The sequence below is a fragment of the Billgrantia desiderata genome (genome assembly GCF_900108215.1).
Classification (GTDB): Bacteria; Pseudomonadota; Gammaproteobacteria; order Pseudomonadales; family Halomonadaceae; genus Halomonas; species Halomonas desiderata.
This window is the reverse complement of sequence record NZ_FNVC01000021.1, coordinates 32,306-50,648: the sequence shown is the minus strand read 5'-3', so window position 1 is coordinate 50,648 and position 18,343 is coordinate 32,306. Positions and strand designations below refer to the sequence as shown.

The 18,343-nt window shown below is 66.6% G+C and carries 18 protein-coding genes; 14 read left to right on the top strand and 4 right to left on the bottom strand.

Features of this window, described 5'->3' with window-relative positions; all coding sequences use genetic code 11:
* The first annotated feature begins 25 nt into the window (after nucleotides 1-25).
* The 3 genes from C4S71_RS16820 (at nucleotide 26) to C4S71_RS16810 (ending at nucleotide 2,422) form a co-directional block, all read left to right on the top strand.
* Nucleotides 26-580 carry a TRAP transporter small permease gene (locus tag C4S71_RS16820; protein ID WP_086509176.1) on the top strand — a complete coding sequence of 185 codons (555 nt, stop codon included), beginning with the start codon at nucleotides 26-28 and terminating at the stop codon, nucleotides 578-580.
* On the top strand, nucleotides 573-1,868 hold the full coding sequence (locus C4S71_RS16815; protein WP_103969941.1) for a TRAP transporter large permease: 1,296 nt from the start codon (nucleotides 573-575) through the stop codon (nucleotides 1,866-1,868). Before C4S71_RS16820 ends, C4S71_RS16815 begins: the two co-directional genes overlap by 8 nt.
* 68 nt (nucleotides 1,869-1,936) lie before the next feature.
* Nucleotides 1,937-2,422, top strand: a complete 486-nt coding sequence (locus C4S71_RS16810) for a MarR family winged helix-turn-helix transcriptional regulator (RefSeq protein WP_086510651.1) — start codon at nucleotides 1,937-1,939, stop codon at nucleotides 2,420-2,422.
* A gap of 19 nt (nucleotides 2,423-2,441) precedes the next feature.
* Here the strand turns inward: C4S71_RS16810 and C4S71_RS16805 are convergent, their stop codons facing one another.
* Both C4S71_RS16805 and C4S71_RS16800 read right to left on the bottom strand, forming a co-directional pair.
* Nucleotides 2,442-3,290, bottom strand: a complete 849-nt coding sequence (locus C4S71_RS16805) for an IclR family transcriptional regulator (protein WP_086510650.1) — start codon at nucleotides 3,288-3,290, stop codon at nucleotides 2,442-2,444.
* Between the two features lie 117 nt (nucleotides 3,291-3,407).
* Nucleotides 3,408-4,199 (bottom strand): enoyl-CoA hydratase, encoded by a 792-nt coding sequence (locus tag C4S71_RS16800; RefSeq protein WP_086510649.1) that lies wholly within the window; start codon nucleotides 4,197-4,199, stop codon nucleotides 3,408-3,410.
* A 119-nt stretch (nucleotides 4,200-4,318) separates the two neighbouring features.
* Here C4S71_RS16800 and C4S71_RS16795 point away from each other — a divergent pair, with 119 nt between their 5' ends.
* The gene (locus C4S71_RS16795) at nucleotides 4,319-5,560 is read left to right on the top strand and encodes an amino acid deaminase (RefSeq protein ID WP_103969940.1); all 1,242 of its coding nucleotides are present in this window, start codon (nucleotides 4,319-4,321) and stop codon (nucleotides 5,558-5,560) included.
* Nucleotides 5,561-5,583: 23 nt separating this feature from the next.
* Here the strand turns inward: C4S71_RS16795 and C4S71_RS16790 are convergent, their stop codons facing one another.
* Complete coding sequence (locus C4S71_RS16790) at nucleotides 5,584-6,483, bottom strand: DMT family transporter (RefSeq protein WP_103969939.1); 900 nt, start codon at nucleotides 6,481-6,483, stop codon at nucleotides 5,584-5,586.
* 114 nt (nucleotides 6,484-6,597) lie between these two features.
* Between C4S71_RS16790 and C4S71_RS16785 the strand changes: the two genes are divergently transcribed.
* Both C4S71_RS16785 and C4S71_RS16780 read left to right on the top strand, forming a co-directional pair.
* Entirely contained in the window at nucleotides 6,598-7,353 is a 756-nt protein-coding gene (locus C4S71_RS16785; RefSeq protein ID WP_103969938.1) for an aspartate racemase/maleate isomerase family protein, read from the top strand.
* 121 nt (nucleotides 7,354-7,474) lie between these two features.
* The gene (locus C4S71_RS16780; protein WP_086510641.1) at nucleotides 7,475-7,837 is read left to right on the top strand and encodes a hypothetical protein; all 363 of its coding nucleotides are present in this window, start codon (nucleotides 7,475-7,477) and stop codon (nucleotides 7,835-7,837) included.
* 50 nt (nucleotides 7,838-7,887) lie between these two features.
* Here the strand turns inward: C4S71_RS16780 and serA are convergent, their stop codons facing one another.
* On the bottom strand, nucleotides 7,888-9,138 hold the full coding sequence (serA, locus tag C4S71_RS16775) for a phosphoglycerate dehydrogenase (protein WP_103969937.1): 1,251 nt from the start codon (nucleotides 9,136-9,138) through the stop codon (nucleotides 7,888-7,890).
* Nucleotides 9,139-9,405: 267 nt separating this feature from the next.
* Here serA and C4S71_RS16770 point away from each other — a divergent pair, with 267 nt between their 5' ends.
* The 8 genes from C4S71_RS16770 (at nucleotide 9,406) to tssG (ending at nucleotide 18,341) form a co-directional block, all read left to right on the top strand.
* Nucleotides 9,406-9,699, top strand: a complete 294-nt coding sequence (locus C4S71_RS16770; RefSeq protein WP_086510639.1) for an exodeoxyribonuclease VII small subunit — start codon at nucleotides 9,406-9,408, stop codon at nucleotides 9,697-9,699.
* Complete coding sequence (gene ispA, locus C4S71_RS16765; RefSeq protein WP_103969936.1) at nucleotides 9,689-10,573, top strand: (2E,6E)-farnesyl diphosphate synthase; 885 nt, start codon at nucleotides 9,689-9,691, stop codon at nucleotides 10,571-10,573. Before C4S71_RS16770 ends, ispA begins: the two co-directional genes overlap by 11 nt.
* 38 nt (nucleotides 10,574-10,611) lie before the next feature.
* Nucleotides 10,612-12,519, top strand: a complete 1,908-nt coding sequence (gene dxs / locus C4S71_RS16760; RefSeq protein WP_176342889.1) for a 1-deoxy-D-xylulose-5-phosphate synthase — start codon at nucleotides 10,612-10,614, stop codon at nucleotides 12,517-12,519.
* Between the two features lie 510 nt (nucleotides 12,520-13,029).
* Nucleotides 13,030-13,539 (top strand): type VI secretion system contractile sheath small subunit, encoded by a 510-nt coding sequence (gene tssB, locus C4S71_RS16755; protein ID WP_103969935.1) that lies wholly within the window; start codon nucleotides 13,030-13,032, stop codon nucleotides 13,537-13,539.
* Between the two features lie 85 nt (nucleotides 13,540-13,624).
* The gene (gene tssC, locus C4S71_RS16750; RefSeq protein WP_086510635.1) at nucleotides 13,625-15,106 is read left to right on the top strand and encodes a type VI secretion system contractile sheath large subunit; all 1,482 of its coding nucleotides are present in this window, start codon (nucleotides 13,625-13,627) and stop codon (nucleotides 15,104-15,106) included.
* Nucleotides 15,107-15,121: 15 nt separating this feature from the next.
* Complete coding sequence (gene tssE, locus C4S71_RS16745; RefSeq protein WP_103969934.1) at nucleotides 15,122-15,553, top strand: type VI secretion system baseplate subunit TssE; 432 nt, start codon at nucleotides 15,122-15,124, stop codon at nucleotides 15,551-15,553.
* Nucleotides 15,554-15,594: 41 nt separating this feature from the next.
* Nucleotides 15,595-17,358, top strand: a complete 1,764-nt coding sequence (gene tssF, locus C4S71_RS16740; RefSeq protein WP_103969933.1) for a type VI secretion system baseplate subunit TssF — start codon at nucleotides 15,595-15,597, stop codon at nucleotides 17,356-17,358.
* Nucleotides 17,322-18,341 (top strand): type VI secretion system baseplate subunit TssG, encoded by a 1,020-nt coding sequence (gene tssG / locus C4S71_RS16735; RefSeq protein WP_103969932.1) that lies wholly within the window; start codon nucleotides 17,322-17,324, stop codon nucleotides 18,339-18,341. The genes tssF and tssG overlap by 37 nt, the downstream gene beginning before the upstream one ends.
* Nucleotides 18,342-18,343 lie beyond the last annotated feature (2 nt).

Here is an 18,343-nt window from a genome sequence, read left to right as displayed (position 1 = left end):
TGCACCTTTATCTGGAGGCTTGACCATGCCGACCTCGTCCACGCTCTGGTTGCGGGTCGGTCGTGTCATGCAGCTGACGCTGGAGGGGGTGGCCGGTGCCACCCTCTTCGCCATGATGCTGCTGACCACGGCGGACGTGACCGGACGCTACTTCTTCAACTCGCCGATTCTCGGCACCGTCGAGCTGACTCAGCTGATGCTGGCCGCGCTGGTGTTCCTGTCGCTGCCGGTGGTGTGCTGGCGCGAGGAGCACGTCAGCGTCGATCTGCTCGACAGCGTGTTTCCGGCGCGCCTGATCTGGATCCGCCAGGTGCTGGTCAACCTGATCGTCACCGGGGCGCTGTGGATCATGGCGCGGCGCATCTGGGCGCTGGCCGAGCGCGCCATGGAGTGGGGCGACGTGACCGAGTTTCTGCGCATCCCCAACGGCTATCTCATCTATCTCATCTCGGTCATGCTGGCCGTCTCGGCCGTGCTGACACTGCTGCGCGCCATCGGCTACCTGCTGGAAGGCGTGGGCGTGCTCGAACGCGGCGGCCCGCTCAGCCCCGAGAAAGGCAAGGGAGGCGATCATGACTGAAGCGCTGTATGGGTTCGCCGCCCTGCTGCTGCTGGCCTTTTTGCGTGTCCCCCTGGCGTTTGCCATGGGCATCGTCGGCTTCGCCGGCTTCTACTTCCTCACCGGCAACTGGAACGCCGCCGAGGCCATGGCCGCGCGGCGCGTGGTGGATACCGCCATGGACTACGGCCTGTCGGTGATCCCGCTGTTCATCCTGATGGGCAACCTGGTCTCCCACGCCGGGCTGTCCGATGCGCTGTTCCGCGCCTCCAACGGCTTCCTCGGCCACCGCAAGGGCGGTCAGGCCATGGCCACCATCGTCGCCTGCGGCGGCTTCAGTGCCATCTGCGGCTCGAGTCTGGCCACCGCCGCCACCATGGGCCGGGTCGCCATGCCGCAGATGCGCAAGTACGGTTACAAGGACACCCTGGCCTCGGCCTCCATCGCTGCCGGCGGCACCCTGGGCATCCTGATTCCCCCCAGCGTGATGCTGGTGATCTACGGCATTCTCACCGAAACCAGCATCCGCGAACTGTTCGCCGCCGGCTTCATTCCCGGCATTCTCGGCATCATCCTCTACCTGGTGGCGGTGAAGTGGGTGCTGTGGCGCGACCCGGACGCCGGCCCCGCCGGCGAGAAGGTACCGTGGCCCGAGCGCTTCCAGGCGCTCAAGAGCGTGGGCAGCACCCTGGCCCTGTTCGTACTGGTGATCGGCGGCATCTACCTCGGCGTGTTCACCCCCACCGAGGCGGCGGGCATCGGCGCCATGGGCGCCTTCATCATCGCCCTGCTGCGGCGGGCGCTCACCCCTCAGGTGCTGATGAACGTGCTGATGGACACCGTGCGCACCACCGCCATGCTGTTCGCCGTGGTGCTCACCGCGCTGATCTTTGCCAACTTCATCAACCGGGCGGGGTTGCCCAACGACCTGCTGGCCTTCGTCAACGGGCTCAACATCGCTCCGTTCATGGTCATTCTGGTGATACTGGCCATCTACGTGCTGCTCGGCTGCGTGTTCGAGAGCATGTCGATGCTGCTGCTCACCGTGCCGGTGTTCTTCCCGGTGGTGGCGGGGCTCGGCTTCGACCTGGTGTGGTTCGGCATCCTGGTGGTGATCGTGATCGAGATCAGTCTGATCACGCCGCCGGTGGGAATGAACGTGTTCGTGCTGCGGGCGGTGTTGCCGGACGTCTCCACGGGCACGATCTTCCGCGGCGTGACGCCGTTCTGGGTGGCCGGCATGGCGCGCGCGTTGCTGGTGCTGGTGTTCCCGGGTATCGTGCTGTTCCTGCCGCAACTGCTCTATTGACCGCTGCCAAGCGCGGGGTGAGGAGTCTCGAGATGAATGCAGAAGAAGAACGCCAGGCCGGTCTCGCCATGGAGGGCGACGAGGACCTGGCCGGGCCGCCGACCAAGCAAGAGCTGGATCTCAACCAGTTCCTGCCTTATCGGCTCAACAGCCTGGCCGATCGCATCAGCCAGGCGCTGGCCGAGCTCTACGAGGAGCGCTATCAGCTCAATATCGCCCAGTGGCGGGTACTGGCCTGGCTCAGCCACTGCGACGAGCTGACGGCAAAGAAGATCTGTGCCTATACCAACATGGACAAGGCCCGCGTGTCGCGGGCGATCCAGGCGCTGGAGGAGCGTGGCCTGATCAGCCGTACGCCGGCGCCGGAGGATCAGCGCCAGCAGGATCTGCACCTTACCGCTGTCGGGCGCAAGCTGTTGACCAAGCTGATTCCCGAGGCTCAGGCCTGGGAGGCGGAGCTGGTGGCGACCCTTACCGCCGGTGAGTACCGCGACCTGCTCAACGTGATGCGCAAGCTCGAGCGTCAGTTGGAACGGATCGGCGACAAGGGTTAGGCCGGCACCAGACGCCGCTTCATGCTTCTTCTGCCGATGCCTCGCTGGGGCTGGGCACGCGCCCGCCCAGGCGGGCGGTGATTTCGGCGGCGGTGTCGCGCACCAGCTCACCCAGCTCCGGCAGCCGCGACTCGGGAATGCGTGCCACCGGGCCCGATACCGAGATCGCCGCCAGCGGCGTGCCGTGTTCGTCGTGCAGACAGGCGGCCACGCAGTGCAAGCCGATGGCATGCTCCTCGCGGTCGCAGGCGAAGCCCTGGCGACGTACTTCAGCCAGGTTGGCGCGCAGCGACTCGGGGGTATGCAAGGTGTTCTCGGTGACTCGCGCCAGGCCGCGCTCGGCCAGCACCCGTTCGAACTCGTCGTCGGGCAGCCACGCCATCAGCGCCTTGCCCACTCCTGAGGCGTGCAGCGGCGCGCGGGAACCGAGCCGGGTGATCATGCGCATCATCTGCGGCGACTCGCTCTGGGCCAGGAACACTGCCGTGGCGCCATCGCGGATGCCCAGGTTGGCGGTTTCGCCGGTCTGGGCGGTAAGGCGGCGCAGGAAGGGACGACTGGCGGCAACGAAGTCGCGCGCTTCGAGAAAGCTGTTGCCGATACGGAAGGTCTTGACGTCGATCTTCCATACGCCGAGGGCGGCGTCCTGGGTGATGAACCCCTGCCCCTGCAGCGCCTGCAGCAGGCGGTGCGTGGTGGAGGGGGCCAGGTCGACCATCTCCGCCAGCTCGGAGAGCGCCAGCCCACCGGGAGTGGCGGCCAGGCGCTCGAGCAGATTGAGGCCGCGCACCAGCGACTGACTATGGCCGCTGGCGCTCTTGCCAGGGCCGGGCGGGCGCCCCGCCGTTCTGCGTTTGACTTCACTCACCTGCGTATATCCTCTGCGTTGACCTGGGCCGCAAGGCCTGCAACAGGATACCCGCTCGGCGCGAGCTTGTCTCGATTGCGGAAATGGCTTCCACTCTTCTTTCGCAGGGTGGGGCGGCTAGCGATGGCGCCACTGGGGCGAGCGTTTCTCGATAAAGGCATCGATACCCTCGGCGACGTCCTCGGCCATCATGTTGCAGGCCATGGTCTCGCCGGCCAGCGCGTAGGCCTCGCGCAGCGGCATCTGCAGCTGACGCTGGAACAGGGCCTTGCCGGTGCGCAGGGCCACGGCGCTCTTGGCGCACAGGCTGGCGGTGAGCGCTTCGAGCACTTCGTCCAGCGCCTCGTCGTCGGCGACGCGATTGATCAGCCCCCAGTCGAGCGCCTGCTCGGCATCGATGAACTCGCCGGTGAACAGCATCTCCATGGCGCGCTTGCGGCCGATGTTGCGCGACAGCGCCACCGCGGGGGTCGAGCAGAACAGCCCGACGTTGATGCCCGACACCGCGAAGCGGGCCGAGCGTGCCGCCACCGCCAGGTCGCAGCTGGCCACCAGCTGGCAGCCGGCGGCGGTGGCCAGGCCCTGTACCCGGGCGATCACCGGTACCGGCAGCTCGACGATACGCTGCATCACCTCGCCGCACTGGGCGAACAGCGCCTGGTAGTAAGCCTTGTCGGGGGTGGCGCGCATCTCCTTGAGGTCGTGCCCGGCGCAGAAGGCGCGCCCCTCGGCGGCGATGACCACACAGCGCACCGAACCGTCGTTGGCCAGGCGGGAAAGCTCGCCGCCCAGGGCCTTGAGCAGAGCCTCGGACAGCGCATTGAACTGGTGCGGACGGTTCAGCGTCAGGGTGGCGACACCGCGGTGGTCGCGACGAATTACCGGGCGCTCGTCGACGGTAGTAGTCATTGTCGTATCCTGTAGCAACGTGCCCTGCACCAGACTAGCCTGACACGTGCACATTTCGATACCTCTGCGACCAAAGGCGGTGTGCCGCGCTTCCTGTGTCCACCCAGCGAGAGTGAAGCATGAACCACACGTTTTCCGACCTCGAGACCCAGCACAAAGGCATGCCGGAAGTCGGGACCAGCCTGCTGTCGGGCGTCAGCCTGCCGGCGGCGGTGATCCACGAGCCGGCGCTGGCCCACAACCTAGCCTGGATGCAGCGTTTTTGTGAAGACCACGGCGCGCGGCTGGCCCCGCACGGCAAGACCACCATGTGCCCCGAGCTGTTCCAGCGTCAGCTTGCCGCCGGTGCCTGGGGCATCACCCTGGCTACCGCGCCGCAGTGTCGGGCAGCCTTCCGCCACGGCATCAACCGTCTGCTGATGGCCAACCAGCTCGTCGGCGAAGCCAACATGGCCATCGTCGCCGAGCTCATCGAGGCGGGCGCCGACTTCTACTGTGTGGTCGACAGCGTCGCGAACGCCGACCAGCTGGCCCGCTACTTCACCGCTCGCGGCCTGCGTCTCCAGGTGCTGATCGAGCTGGGCGTGCCGGGTGGGCGCTGCGGCTGCCGCGATACCGACGATGTGATGGCGCTCGCCGAGCGCATCGACAGCGAGCAGGCGCTGGTGCTCTGCGGGCTCGAAGGCTACGAAGGGGTGGTGCACGGCAACGAGCCCGAGCGTGCCGTGCGCGCCTACGCCTGGCAGCTGGTGGAAGCGGCCCAGGCGCTGGACAAGGACGCGCTGATCGAGAGCCCCCAGCCGCTGATTACTGCTTCCGGCTCGGCCTGGTATGACATGATCGCCGAGGTGTTCCGTGAGGCGCATCTGGGGAAGCAGTTCGTGCCGGTGCTGCGCCCCGGCTGCTACGTGGTGCACGACCACGGCATCTATCGTCAGGCCCAGCATGACATCCTCGGACGCCGGCCGGAACTCGAGCGCGGGCTCAAGCCGGCGCTCGAAGTGTTCGCCCAGGTGCTGTCGCTGCCGGAGCCGGGGCTGGCCATCGTCGGCATGGGCAAGCGCGACATCGGCCACGACCAGTTGCCCGAGCCGCTGCGCCGCTACCGCGAAGGCGACGAGCGACCGGGGCGCACGCTTTCGGTGGCTGGGTGGCGCGTGACCAAGCTGATGGATCAGCACGCCTTCGTGCATCTGCCTCAGGACGAAGATGAGCCCGAGGTGGGCAACGGCAGGGTGCGGGTCGGCGACATCGTCGCCTTCGGCGCATCACATCCCTGTTTGACCTTCGACAAGTGGCGGCGGGTTTGCCGCGTCGATGAGCGGCTGGAAGTGGTCGAGGTGATGCAGACCTTATTCTAGGCAAAGCCGGGATTCATGTCGGCTCAGGAGGGCATGGCCTCACGCTCGGCCTTCAGTCGAGCCAGGCGGTCGCCGAACAGGTAGGCGCCGAGCGCCACCAGGATCAGCACCGCTCCCGCCAGCATGGAGGACGATGGCTGTTCCTGATTGAGCGTCATGCCCAGGCCCAGCGCCAGCACCGGGGTGATCAAGGTGACGAGGGCCACGCTGGCGGCCGAGAGCCGCGACAGGATCAGGAAATAGCAGAGGAAGCCCAGCAGCGAGCCGAACAGCGCCAGGTAGATCACCGACCACAGGCCGCGTGTGCTGAGCGGTATCGCCATGGGCTCGCCGCTGGCCAGCCACAGGATGAAGAAACAGGGCAGGCTCAGGGCCAGCGCGCCCAGGGTCTGCTCCAGTGGGCCGAGCCCGGCCGCCACCCGCTGCACGGCGATACCGCTGCCGCTGAACAGGGTCACGGCAATGACCATCATCAGCAGGGCCGGCAACTGGTCGCTGCCCAGCACCAGGCTGTCGGCAAACACCACGCCCAGCCCCGCCAGGCCGAGGGTGCAGCCGAACCAGTGCCAGCGACGCAGCTTCACGGCGCCGGGCAGCAGCTGCAGGATCAGCCCCGAGATCAGCGGTGCCATGCCGAAGATCACCGACATCATGCCGGAGGGCAGCGTCATCGAGGCGTGATAGCTCAAGGCCATGGCCCCGAATACCCCGGGAACCGCTGCCGCGTAGCTGGCCATGGCGTGCCGGTCCCTGCGCAGTCCGCGGCGCATTGCCACCAGCACCACAAGCCCCGCCAGCAAGGCGATCGCCATGCGCAGCAGCACGCTGCCTACGGGCGCTCCCGCCTCGGCGCTCCACTTGATGGCCAGTGGCGTGGTGGCCCACACCAGCACTACGATCAGGTAGGCGGCGCTAGTCGGCATGCACTTTTCCTTGTGAAGGCGGCAGTATACGTTTTGAAAAGAAATGATTAGCACAGCAAGGGCTGTCGCGTCTAACCGGCCGACATTTCCATTCCCAGCGACCGGGAGGTATTGATGAAAGACACGCAGTGTCTGGGTATCCTGCTACCCGAGGATGGCCCGCCCGATTACGAATGGTATGGCTTGGACCGGCAGTGCGACCCTGTCGCCAATGGATTGCCGAGCATCGCCGTGGGCAAGGTCATCAGCGATGGTCATCATGAACACACCGCCCTGATGGCGCTTGGCGCCACCGACCGCCTCGCTGCGGTGGGGGAGCCCCTGGTCAGGGACTCGGCGGCTCGGGCGGTGGTCTGGGCCTGCACCAGCGGCAGTTTCATCGGTGGGTTGGAGTGGTCTCTCGCCCAGTCCCGCGAGCTCTCGCAGCGGCTCGGCGTGCCCGTCACGAGTACCGCTCTGGCATTTCGCGCCGCCCTGGCCGCCCTCGACCAGTCCCGGGTCGACCTGCTGAGCCCCTACCCGCCAGCGGTCACGGAACGACTGGTGCAATTCCTGCACGACAGTGGCGTGAAGGTGGAAAATCTGCAGGCGCTGGACTGCCCCTACGCGGCCGACTCCCACCGGCTCGACATCGTCACGGCGGTGAGCGACTTTGCCAGCGAGCACAGGGCGTCGCGCAATCCCCTGCTGGTGCCCGACACGGCAATCAACACCCTGGAGCTGGTCGAGACGATGCAGCACGAGGCTGGCCGGATGGTGCTGACGGCGAATCAGGTGAGCCTGTGGGTGGGCTTGCGACTGCTGCTACGGTCAGGCGGCCCGGCGCGCTACCTGCAGGCGCTGAGCGAGGCTCCCTTGCCGAGTTCCTGACGTTCCGTCGTCAGCGCTGAGGCGCGGCGCTTTTTGTCGGACATAACCTGGGTTAGCAATTTCTGCGGAGAGGTTCTGATATGTTCCAAACGGGGCGCGAACATCTGTCATTGGAGGACGAATGAGCGACGAACTGAGCGAGTTCGAGCGGAGCATCAAGCGCGAGATCGATGCCTTCATGAAGCCCGGCCACGAGCCGTCGCCGGCCCGTGACCTGCCGATCGGCAAGGCGAGCGGACACAAGGGACGTGGCAAGAAGAAGAGCAGCGCCAGGGCGGGGGCAGCCGAGCAGTCCGCCCAGTCCTACAAGACAGGACACCTGGTCCGGCTTGCGGTGAGGACGCGCAAGCTGGAAGCCGATACCGTCTTCGAGCACCGTTCGACCAGCATTTCCAAGCTCGAGGCCCAGTTGGAAGCCGAGAAGGCGGCCAAGCAGGCCGGCTACCCGATCATCGGCTACGTCATCGACATTCAGAGCCTTTAACGCAGACCGCCGCGCTAGGCGCGGCGGTCTGATCGCGGTGAGCCGCTTGCTCACTCCTCGAAGTTGGTCTCGGAGTAGAGCACCCGCACGCGCAGGGTGTGATTGACCTTGCGCAGCGCCTCGAGCGCCTGCTCGCCGTAGGCCTTGTCCACGTCGATGACCACGTAGCCGACCTTGTCGTTGGTCTGCAGGTACTGCCCGGAGATGTTGATGCCGCTCTCGGAGAGCACCCGGTTGATCTCGGAAAGCACGCCCGGCACGTTGTCGTGGATGTGCAGCACGCGATGCTTGTCCGGGTGGGCCGGCAGCGCCACCTCGGGGAAGTTCACCGAGGTCACGGTGGTGCCGTTGTCGGAGTAGGTGATCAGCTTCTCGGAAACCTCGATGCCGATGTTCTCCTGGGCTTCCAGCGTCGAGCCGCCGACGTGGGGCGTGAGGATCACGTTGGGGATGCCGCGCAGCGGGCTGACGAACTCCTCGTCGTTGCCCTTGGGCTCCACCGGGAAGACGTCGATGGCGGCGCCATAGAGACGGCCGGCCTGGAGCGCCTCGGCCAGATCCTCGATCACCACCACGCTGCCGCGGGAGGCGTTGATCAGGATGCCGCTGGGCTTCATCAGCGCCAGCTGATCCTTGCCGATCATCCACTTGGTGGAGGGCAGCTCGGGCACGTGCAGGCTGACCACGTCGGCACGCGCCAGCAGCTCCTCGAGGCTGGCCACCTGGTTGGCGTTACCCATGCCGAGCTTGGTCACCACGTCGTAGAAGATGACGTTGAAGCCGAGCGACTCGGCCAGCACAGAGAGCTGGGCGCCGATGTTGCCGTAACCGACGATGCCCAGGGTCTTGCCGCGGGCCTCGTGGGAGTTCTTGGCGCTCTTCAGCCAGCCACCCTGATGGGCGCGAGCGTTCTTCTCGGGGATGCCGCGCAGCAGCATGATGGCCTCGGCCAGCACCAGCTCCGCCACCGAACGGGTATTGGAGTAGGGGGCGTTGAATACCGGGATGCCGCGGATCAGGGCGGCATTGAGGTCGACCTGGTTGGTGCCGATGCAGAAGCAGCCCACGGCATTGAGCTTCTCGGCGGCGGCGAACACGCGCTCGGTGAGCTGAGTGCGTGAGCGAATGCCGAGGAAGTGCGCATCGCGCACCTTCTCGATCAGCGCCGCCTCGTCGAGCGAGGTGGGCAGGTGCTCGATGTTGGTGTAACCGGCATTCAGAAAATTGTCCACCGCGCTCTGGTGGACGCCCTCGAGCAGCAGGATCTTGATCTTGCTCTTGTCCAGGGACGTTTTGGCCATGGTCGAATCAACCCCTTCTTGGTACGCCGCGTGCTGTGCTGGAAGACCGGAGGGTGCCGAAACGGGGTGGTGCCATCCGGTGTTCAGGCTGGGAACAGGGCGCTCATGTTAACACAACCGATACGCGTCAAGATGAAAATGCTGCGTCGCGAAGATGAGCGCGCTGCACGTGACTCGGCGCTGGCAGACGACCCCTGGGGCAGTGCGTATAGGGCTGTGCGTGTATACTGTGCCTCCTGAAAACAGCGGTGACCAAGTAGGGGTGTCATGGCCGAGCGTGACAAGCAAGCGACGGGCGAGATGGCGGGCGATGAAGCCGAGGTCGATTTCGCCGCTGCCGTAGAGCGACTGGAGCAGCTGGTGGAGCGGCTGGAGTCGGGCGAGCTGACGCTGGAAGGCTCGCTTGCCGCCTTCGAACAGGGCGTACGCCTGACCCGCAATGCCCAGCGTCGTCTCGACGAGGCCGAGCTGCGCGTGCGCACCCTGGTCGAGCGTCCCGACGGTGGCATCGACTTCGAACCCTTCGCTGCCCCGAGCGCGGAGGACGACAGTGAGCACTGACTTCCTCTCCGCCACCCTGGCGGTCGACCGCGCCCGGGTCGATGCCTTCCTGGCGCGCGCCTTCGAGCAGCGCCAGCCGCCGGCACCGCGTCTGGAAGCCGCCATGCGCCACGCGCTGCTGGTGGGCGGCAAGCGCCTGCGCCCGCTGCTGGTCTACCTGGCCGGACGCTCGCTCGGGGCCAGCGACGAGGCGCTCGATGCCCCGGCCGCCGCCGTCGAGCTGATCCATGCCTACTCGCTGGTGCACGACGACCTGCCGGCCATGGATGACGACGACCTGCGCCGGGGGCAGCCTACGGTGCACCGTGCCTTCGACGAGGCCACGGCGATACTTGCCGGCGATGCACTGCAGAGCCTGGCCTTCGAAGTGCTCGCCCGTGCCGCACACCCGCGCCTGCCGGCGCTGATTCTCACGCTGGCGGTGGCCGCCGGTCGCGACGGCATGGTGGGCGGGCAGGCATTGGACCTGGCGGCCGTTGGCGGCCACCCTGACGTCGAGGCACTGGCCACCATGCACGCCCACAAGACCGGCGCGCTGATCTGCGCCGCGGTACGCATGGGGGCGCTGACGGCCGTGCCCGAACAGGATCCCCGTGTGGCGGCGCTGGATCGCTACGCCGAGGCGCTCGGTCTGGCCTTTCAGATACACGACGACGTTCTCGACGTCATCGGCGACACCCAGACCCTGGGCAAGGCATCGGGTGCCGATGCCGCCCGCGACAAGCCGACCTATCCGGCCCTGCTGGGACTGGAAGGCGCTCGTCGCCGGGCCCAAGAGCTGACCGACGAAGCGCTGGCGGCGCTGGCGCCGCTGGGCGAGGCGGGCGACCCGCTGGCCCGGCTGGCCCGCTACATGATCGAGCGCGACCACTAGCCGCCATACGGCATGACAGCCAGGACGACCGAATCGCAATGAAGCTCTACGACATAATCCCTGTCGAGCGCCCGGTAACCCCGCTGCTCGATTCGCTGAACACCCCGGCGGCACTGCGCGCCATGAGCAGTGCCCAACTGCTGCAGGTAGCCGACGAACTGCGCGCTTACCTGCTCTACAGCGTGGGCCGCAGCGGCGGTCACTTCGGCGCCGGCCTGGGGGTGGTGGAGCTCACCGTGGCGCTGCACCATGCCCTGGAGACGCCCCACGACCGCCTGGTATGGGACGTCGGCCATCAGGCCTACCCGCACAAGATCCTCACCGGCCGGCGCGAGGCCATGCCGACCATTCGCCAGTATGGCGGCCTGGCAGCGTTTCCGCGGCGCGCCGAATCGCCCTACGACACCTTCGGCGTGGGCCACTCCAGCACCTCGATCTCGGCGGCGCTGGGCATGGCCCTGGCGGCTGCCACCCGCGGCGACAAGCGGCGCGTCTGTGCGGTGATCGGCGATGGCGCCCTGACCGCCGGCATGGCCTTCGAGGCGCTGGCCCACGCCGGCCACCTGGACGCCAACCTGCTGGTGGTGCTCAACGACAACGAGATGTCGATCTCCGAGAACGTCGGCGGCATTGCCAGCTACCTGGCCGGCATTCTCTCCAGCAAGCCCTACCTTGCCATCCGCGAAGAGGGCAAGCGGGTGCTGTCGCACCTGCCGGGAGCGCTGGAGCTGGCGCGACGCACCGAGGAGCACATGAAGGGCATGGTCAGCCCGGCCACGCTGTTCGAGGAGATGGGCTTCAACTACATCGGCCCGCTCGACGGCCACGATCTGCCGACCCTGATCCAGACCCTGCGCAACATTCGCGACCTGGACGGGCCCCAGTTCCTGCACGTGAAGACCCGCAAGGGGCGCGGCTTCCTGCCCGCCGAGGCCGATCCCATCGGCTACCATGCCATTACCAAGCTGGAAAAGAATGGCGATGCCCCCAGCTCTGCGCCGGTGGTGCCCGCTAGAAAAAAACCCAAGTATTGCAACGTCTTCGGTGAGTGGCTGTGCGACATGGCCGCCGTGGACCAGCGCCTGATCGGCATCACCCCGGCGATGCGCGAGGGCTCCGATCTGATCCGCTTCTCCAAGGCGTATCCCGACCGTTACTACGACGTGGCCATCGCCGAGCAGCATGCGGTGACGCTGGCCGCCGGCATGGCCTGTGAAGGGGCCAAGCCGGTGGTGGCGATCTACTCCACCTTCCTGCAGCGCGGCTACGACCAGTTGATCCACGACGTGGCGGTGCAGGAACTCGACGTCACCTTCGCCATCGATCGCGCCGGCCTGGTGGGCGAAGACGGCCCCACCCACCACGGCAGCATGGATCTCTCCTACCTGCGCTGCGTGCCCGGCATGGTGATCCTGGCCCCGGCCGATGAGGCCGAGTGTCGCGCCATGCTCAGCGCTGCCTATCATCATCCGGGCCCCGCCGCGGTACGCTACCCCCGCGGCAGCGGGCCGGGTGTGGCGATACCCTCGCACCTCGAGCCGTTGGAGATCGGCAAGGCCGAGCTGCGCCGCGAGAGCGGCGCCGAGCCCGGCAAGCGGGTCGCCCTGCTCGCCTTCGGCAGCCTCAACGGTCCGGCCGCCGAGGTCGCCGCATCCCTTGATGCCACCCACCTCAACATGCGCTCGGTGAAGCCGCTCGACCGCGAGGCGATTCTGGCCGCCGCCGCCGACCACGAGCTGCTGGTCACCCTGGAGGAGAATGCGGTAGCCGGCGGTGCCGGCAGCGGCGTGAACGAGCTGCTTGCCGCCGAGGGCGTGCAGGCTGCGCTGCTCAACCTGGGCCTGCCCGACGCCTTCGTCGAGCACGGCAAGCCCGCCGAACTGTTGACCGAGTGCGGTCTCGATGCTGCCGGTATCGAAGCGGCGATTCGTGCACGCCTGGGTTGAGGTCTTGTCGCGGAAAGGGAACCGGCCGGGCTTTTGCCCGGCCGATTCGTTTGAGGGCTACTGGTTCTTCCCGTACCGCTAATGCCATTCATCGCACGTCGAGGTGAAGCGAATGGCGTATCAATTTGCCCTATATTTCTTATATTTGTGTAAGCGATTTCCTACAAGCCTTGTAGTTAATTCGCTCGCCCATTTGTCGTAAATGGCCTGCATTCAGAAACGACCCGCGTCGCCGCGGGAGTTGTGGCGGATTGCGTGTAAGCCGAAACGACGTCCTGTATCCCAACTGTAACCGTCAACCGGCCGACCGGGCCGTTTGGCACATTTCAAAAGCCTGATTACTCTCTCGCCTCACGAGCAAGGGCGATAACGTTTCTCACCTGAATGCTGACCGCATCTGCCTGCCTGAGAGTGGGCCGATGCGGACAGGGCGTGGTGCGTTGTCGACGCAGCTGTAGCGATTCAGCTGTTGCGATTCCAAACAAGGCGGTCCATCAGGGAGCTTCTCCAATGGCGAAGGAAGGAACCGTTGCGCCGAAAGAGCGCATCAACATCAAGTACGTGCCGGCTACCGGCGACCAGCAGGCGGAAACCGAGCTGCCGCTCAAGCTGCTGGTGGTAGGCGACTTCAAGGGCGGTGCCGAGGCCACGCCGATCGAGGCGCGCGAAAAGCTCTCGGTGGACAAGAACAACTTCAAGTCGGTAATGCGCGAGGCCGGTCTCAGCCTGACGGCCAGCGTGCCCAATCGCCTCGAGGAGGGCGAGAACGCCGGCGACCTGCCGGTCAATCTCGAATTCAAGTCGCTCGAGGACTTCACCCCCGACAGCGTGGCACGCCAAGTGCCCGAGCTGCGCAAGCTGGTCGAGCTGCGCGAGGCGCTGGTGGCGCTCAAGGGGCCGCTGGGCAACGTGCCGGCGTTCCGTGACCAGCTGCAGAAGCTGATGGAGAGCGACGAAGCGCGCACGCAGCTGCTCGCCGAACTCGAGCTGCTGGACACTCGCGACGACGCCGAGAGCTGAGGCTCCAGCGTCACTGAGGCATTCCGGGAGCGCGCCGACATGCGCATGACGTTCCCGGCCAGGCAAAAGATTCGAGGCACGTACAATGAGCGAAATGGCACAGACGCAGGGGCAGGCCGCCGAGGCCCAGGCCGAGGGTTCCCTTCTCGATCAGGTGATGGCGCAGACCCGCCTGGCGCCGTCCGAGGACGGTTACGACATCGCCAAGCAGGGCGTGGCCGCCTTCATTGCCGAGCTGCTGCGCAGCGACGATGCGGCACCGCAGGTCAACAAGGCGGTGGTGGACCGCATGATCGTCGAGCTCGACCGCAAGATCGGCAGTCAGGTCGACGAGATCCTGCACGATCGCGGCTTCCAGCAGATCGAATCGGCCTGGCGCGGGCTCAAGCTGCTGGTCGATCGCACCGACTTCCGCCAGAACATCAAGCTCGACCTGCTGCACGCCACCAAGGAGGAGCTGCTGGAGGACTTCGAGTTCGCGCCGGAGCTCAGCCAGAGCGGGCTCTACCAGCACGTGTATGCGGCCGAGTACGGTCAGTTCGGCGGTGAGCCGGTAGGCGCCATCATCGGCAACTACGACTTCTCGCCCTCGACCCCCGACATCAAGCTGCTGCAGTTCACCGCCGCGGTGGGCGCCATGGCCCACGCACCGTTCCTCTCCTCGGTGGCGCCGAGCTTCTTCGGCATCGACAGCTTCCAGGAGCTGCCCAACATCAAGGACTTCAAGGCGATCTTCGAGGGGCCCAAGTACGCCCGCTGGCGCAGCCTGCGCGAGTCCGAGGATGCCCGCTACCTGGGGCTCACCGCGCCGCGCTTCCTGCTGCGCATGCCCTACGACCCGGTGGAGAACCCGGTCAAGACCTTCCACTACCGCGAGACGGTCAGCGAGAGCCACGAGCATTATCTGTGGGGCAACACCGCCTACCTGCTCGCCGAGCGCCTCACCGACAGCTTCGCCAAGTACCGCTGGTGCCCCAACATCATCGGCCCGCAGAGCGGCGGTGCGGTGGAGAACCTGCCGGTACACACCTACGAGGCGCTGGGCCAGCTGCAGGCCAAGATTCCCACCGAGGTGCTGGTCACCGACCGCCGTGAGTTCGAGATGGCCGAAGAGGGCTTCATCTCGCTGACCATGCGCAAGGGCAGCGACAACGCCGCCTTCTTCTCGGCCAACTCGGTGCAGAAGCCCAAGGTCTTCCCCAACACCCCCGAGGGCAAGGCCGCCGAGACCAACTACAAGCTCGGCACCCAGCTGCCCTACATGTTCATCATCAACCGCCTGGCGCACTACATCAAAGTGCTGCAGCGCGAGCAGATCGGCTCCTGGAAGGAGCGTCAGGATCTCGAGCGCGAGCTCAACGTGTGGATTCGCCAGTACGTCGCCGACCAGGAGAACCCGCCGGCCGAAGTGCGCAGCCGTCGTCCGCTGCGCGCCGCCTCGATCCAGGTCTCCGACGTCGAGGGCGATCCGGGCTGGTATCAGGTCTCCATGGCGGTGCGCCCGCACTTCAAGTACATGGGCGCCAACTTCGAGCTGTCACTGGTGGGCCGTCTGGACAAGGAGTAAGGGGAGGACGCGGCCATGACGATCCACCGTGGCGGCGTGCTCGGCAACCGGCTGTTCGAGCGTCTGGCGACTCCCGAGCGACCGGAAGCCAGCGGCGCCGAGGCGAGCCTTGCCGAGATCGTCGAGTCCATCAAGCGCCATCTGGTCGATCTGCTCAACAGCCACCCGGGGCACAGCGAATGTGCCCCGGAGCTGGGGCTCCTCGACTTCAACGACGCGACCATCGGCGTGCTCGACCTGGAGCGCAACATCCAGCGCGCCATTCGTCAGTGCATCGAGCGCTTCGAGCCGCGCGTGCGGCAGGTGGAGGTGGAGTCGCTGCCACGCGGCAGCGACCCCTTGCAGCTGCGCTTCCAGGTGCACGCCACGGTGGATCTCGGTCGCGACCAGGGCCAGGCCACCATCGATCTATTGCTCAACGACAAACGCTACCAGTGCCTGAACTGAGTACCCAAGCCGATTAGCCCCAGCCAGGAAGCGAGGCGTGCATGCTCAATCGTTATTACCGGGATGAGCTCGATTACCTGAAGCTGCAGGGGCGGGAGTTCGCCGAGGCCAACCCCGGCCTCAGCCGTTTCCTCTCCGAGCGCAGCACGGACCCGGACGTCGAGCGGCTGCTGGAAGGCTTCGCCTTTCTCACCGGGCGCATGCGCGAGAAGGTCGAGGACGAGTTCCCCGAACTCACCCACTCGCTGATCTCCATGCTGTGGCCCAACTATCTGCGCCCGGTGCCGAGCATGACGATCATGCAGTTCACGCCCAACAAGGGGGCTCTCAGCGGACGTCAGGAAGTGCCCGCCGGCACCACCCTGGCGGCGCGGCCCATCGACGGCACCGCCTGTCGCTTCCGTATCTGCCACGACGTGGCGCTCTACCCGCTGATGCATGCCGGCGTGGAGGCGCGACACTCCCGCGAATCCTCCATCGTCGAGCTGGCCCTCGACGTGGACGGCGATCAGTCGCTGGATGCGCTGGGCATCGACAACCTGCGTCTGCACCTGGGCGGCGGTGGCTATACCGCACGCACGCTCTATCTGTGGCTGGGCCACTACCTGTCGCGCCTGGAGCTGGAGATCGACGGCGCCGTGGTACCGCTGCCCCGCGACATGCTCGCTCCGGTGGGTTTCGAGCGCGAGCATGCGCTGCTGCCCTATCCGCGCAACGTGCATCAGGGCTATCGCATCCTGCAGGAGTACCTGTGCTTTCCCGAGGCCTTTCACTTCGTCGATCTGATGGGGCTCGGCCGCCTGCTGCCGCCGCGCCAGGCCTCGCGTATCGTGTTGCGCTTCGTCTTCTCGCGCACGCTGCCGGCGGACGCCAAGGTTCGCGACGAACACCTGGCGCTCTATTGCGCCCCGGCGATCAACCTGTTCAGCCACGACGCCGACCCCATCGATCTCAACGGCGAGCGCAGCGAGTACCGCATTCGGCCCAGCAGCCGCGCGGCGGAGCACTACGAGGTGTTCAGCGTCGATGCGGTACAGGGCTGGCTGGAGGGCGACAGCGGCAAGATGCGCGGCGAGCCGCGTCAGTACGTGCCGTTCGAGAGCTTCCAGCATCAGATCGAGCGTGACCGCGGCCGCGAGGCGCGCTACTTCCGGGTGCGGGTGCGCGACAGCCTGCGCGGCGACGGCTTCGACCACGACATCGCCTTCGTGCGCGGCGACGAGCAGGCCTGCGTCGGCATGCGCGAGACCATCTCGCTGCGCCTGACCTGCAGCAACCGCACCCTGCCCGAGCGTCTGGCGGTAGGCGACATCATCGCTTCCACCGACACCAGCCCGGTGTTTGCCGCCTATCGCAACATCACCCGGCCCACCCCGGCGCTGCGTCCGACCCTGGACGGCAGCCTGCTGTGGACGCTGATTTCCAACCTCTCGCTCAACTATCTGTCGCTGCTCGAGCGCGATGCACTGTGCTCGGTGCTGCGCGCCTACGACTTCCGCGCCCTGGTCGACCGTCAGGCCGAGCGGGTGTCGCAGAAGCGTCTCGCCGGTGTGCTGAACATCGAGACCCGCTCCATCGACCGACTCAAGCGTGGTCTGCCGGTACGCGGCCTGCGCTCGGTGATGACCCTGGATCAGGAGGCCTTCGGCGACGAGGGCAGCCTCTATCTGTTCGGCAGCGTGCTGGCACGATTCTTCTCGCTCTACGCCAGCATCAACTCGTTCCACGAACTCCACGTCGTCAATCGTCACAACCAGGAACGTTACGCATGGACCTTACAGTCGGGCCAACAACCCCTGATCTAGCGCCGCTGGCCCTGATCGAGGGGGCCCGGCGCTACGATTTCTACCAGCTCGTCGAGCTGCTGCATCGTCACCATGAAGACGATCTCGAGCGCGTGGCCGACGTGCATCCCGGCCGCGAGCGAGTGCGCTTCAGCGCCTCGGCGTCGCTGGGCTTCCCAGGCAGCGACGTGGTGGCGCTGGAGTCCCGCCCGAGCGGCGAATACGCGCTGGAAGTCAGCTTCTTCGGCCTGCAGGGGGCCCAGTCGCCGCTGCCCGGCTACTACCTGGAATCGCTGGCCCACGAGGCGGCCCACCACGAAGGGGTGGCCCGCGATTTCCTCGACTTCTTCAACCACCGCCTGCTGACCCTGGTGCATCGCAGCTGGCGCAAGTATCGCCACTACGTGCGCTACCAGGACGGCGCCAGCGACGGCTTCTCCGCCGCGGTGTTCGCCCTGGTGGGGCTGGCCGACGAGGAGCTGCGCGGCGAGACGCCGATCAACTGGGGCAAGATGCTCGCCTATGCCGGCCTGCTGGCGGGGCGCTCGCGCTCGCCCGAGGTGGTCGAGAGCGTGGTCGGCCACTGCTTCGACCTCGACGACGTGAGCGTCGAGCAGTGGGTGCACCGCTGGGTCGAGATTCCCGAGGATCAGCGCAGCCGCACTGGCCTCGGCGCCATGACCCTGGGCGAGGACATGGTGGCCGGCGAGCGGGTCGCCGATGTGGGCGGCAAGTTCGCCCTGTGCCTGCAGGGGCTCAGCCTGGCGCGTTTCCGCGATTTCCTGCCCGACGGCCGTGAACATGCGCCGCTCAAGACCCTGGTCAGCTTCGTGCTGCGCGAGCCGCTGGCCTACGACCTCGAACTGGAGCTGCTGGAGAGCGCCGTACAGCCCATGCGTCTTGGCGACCACGGCTGCTGCCAGCTCGGCTGGACCACTTTCGTCAATCCCCAAGCCGGTGCCGCCGCAGGGCGGCGCCGGGTGCGCATTCAGATGACAGGGTAACG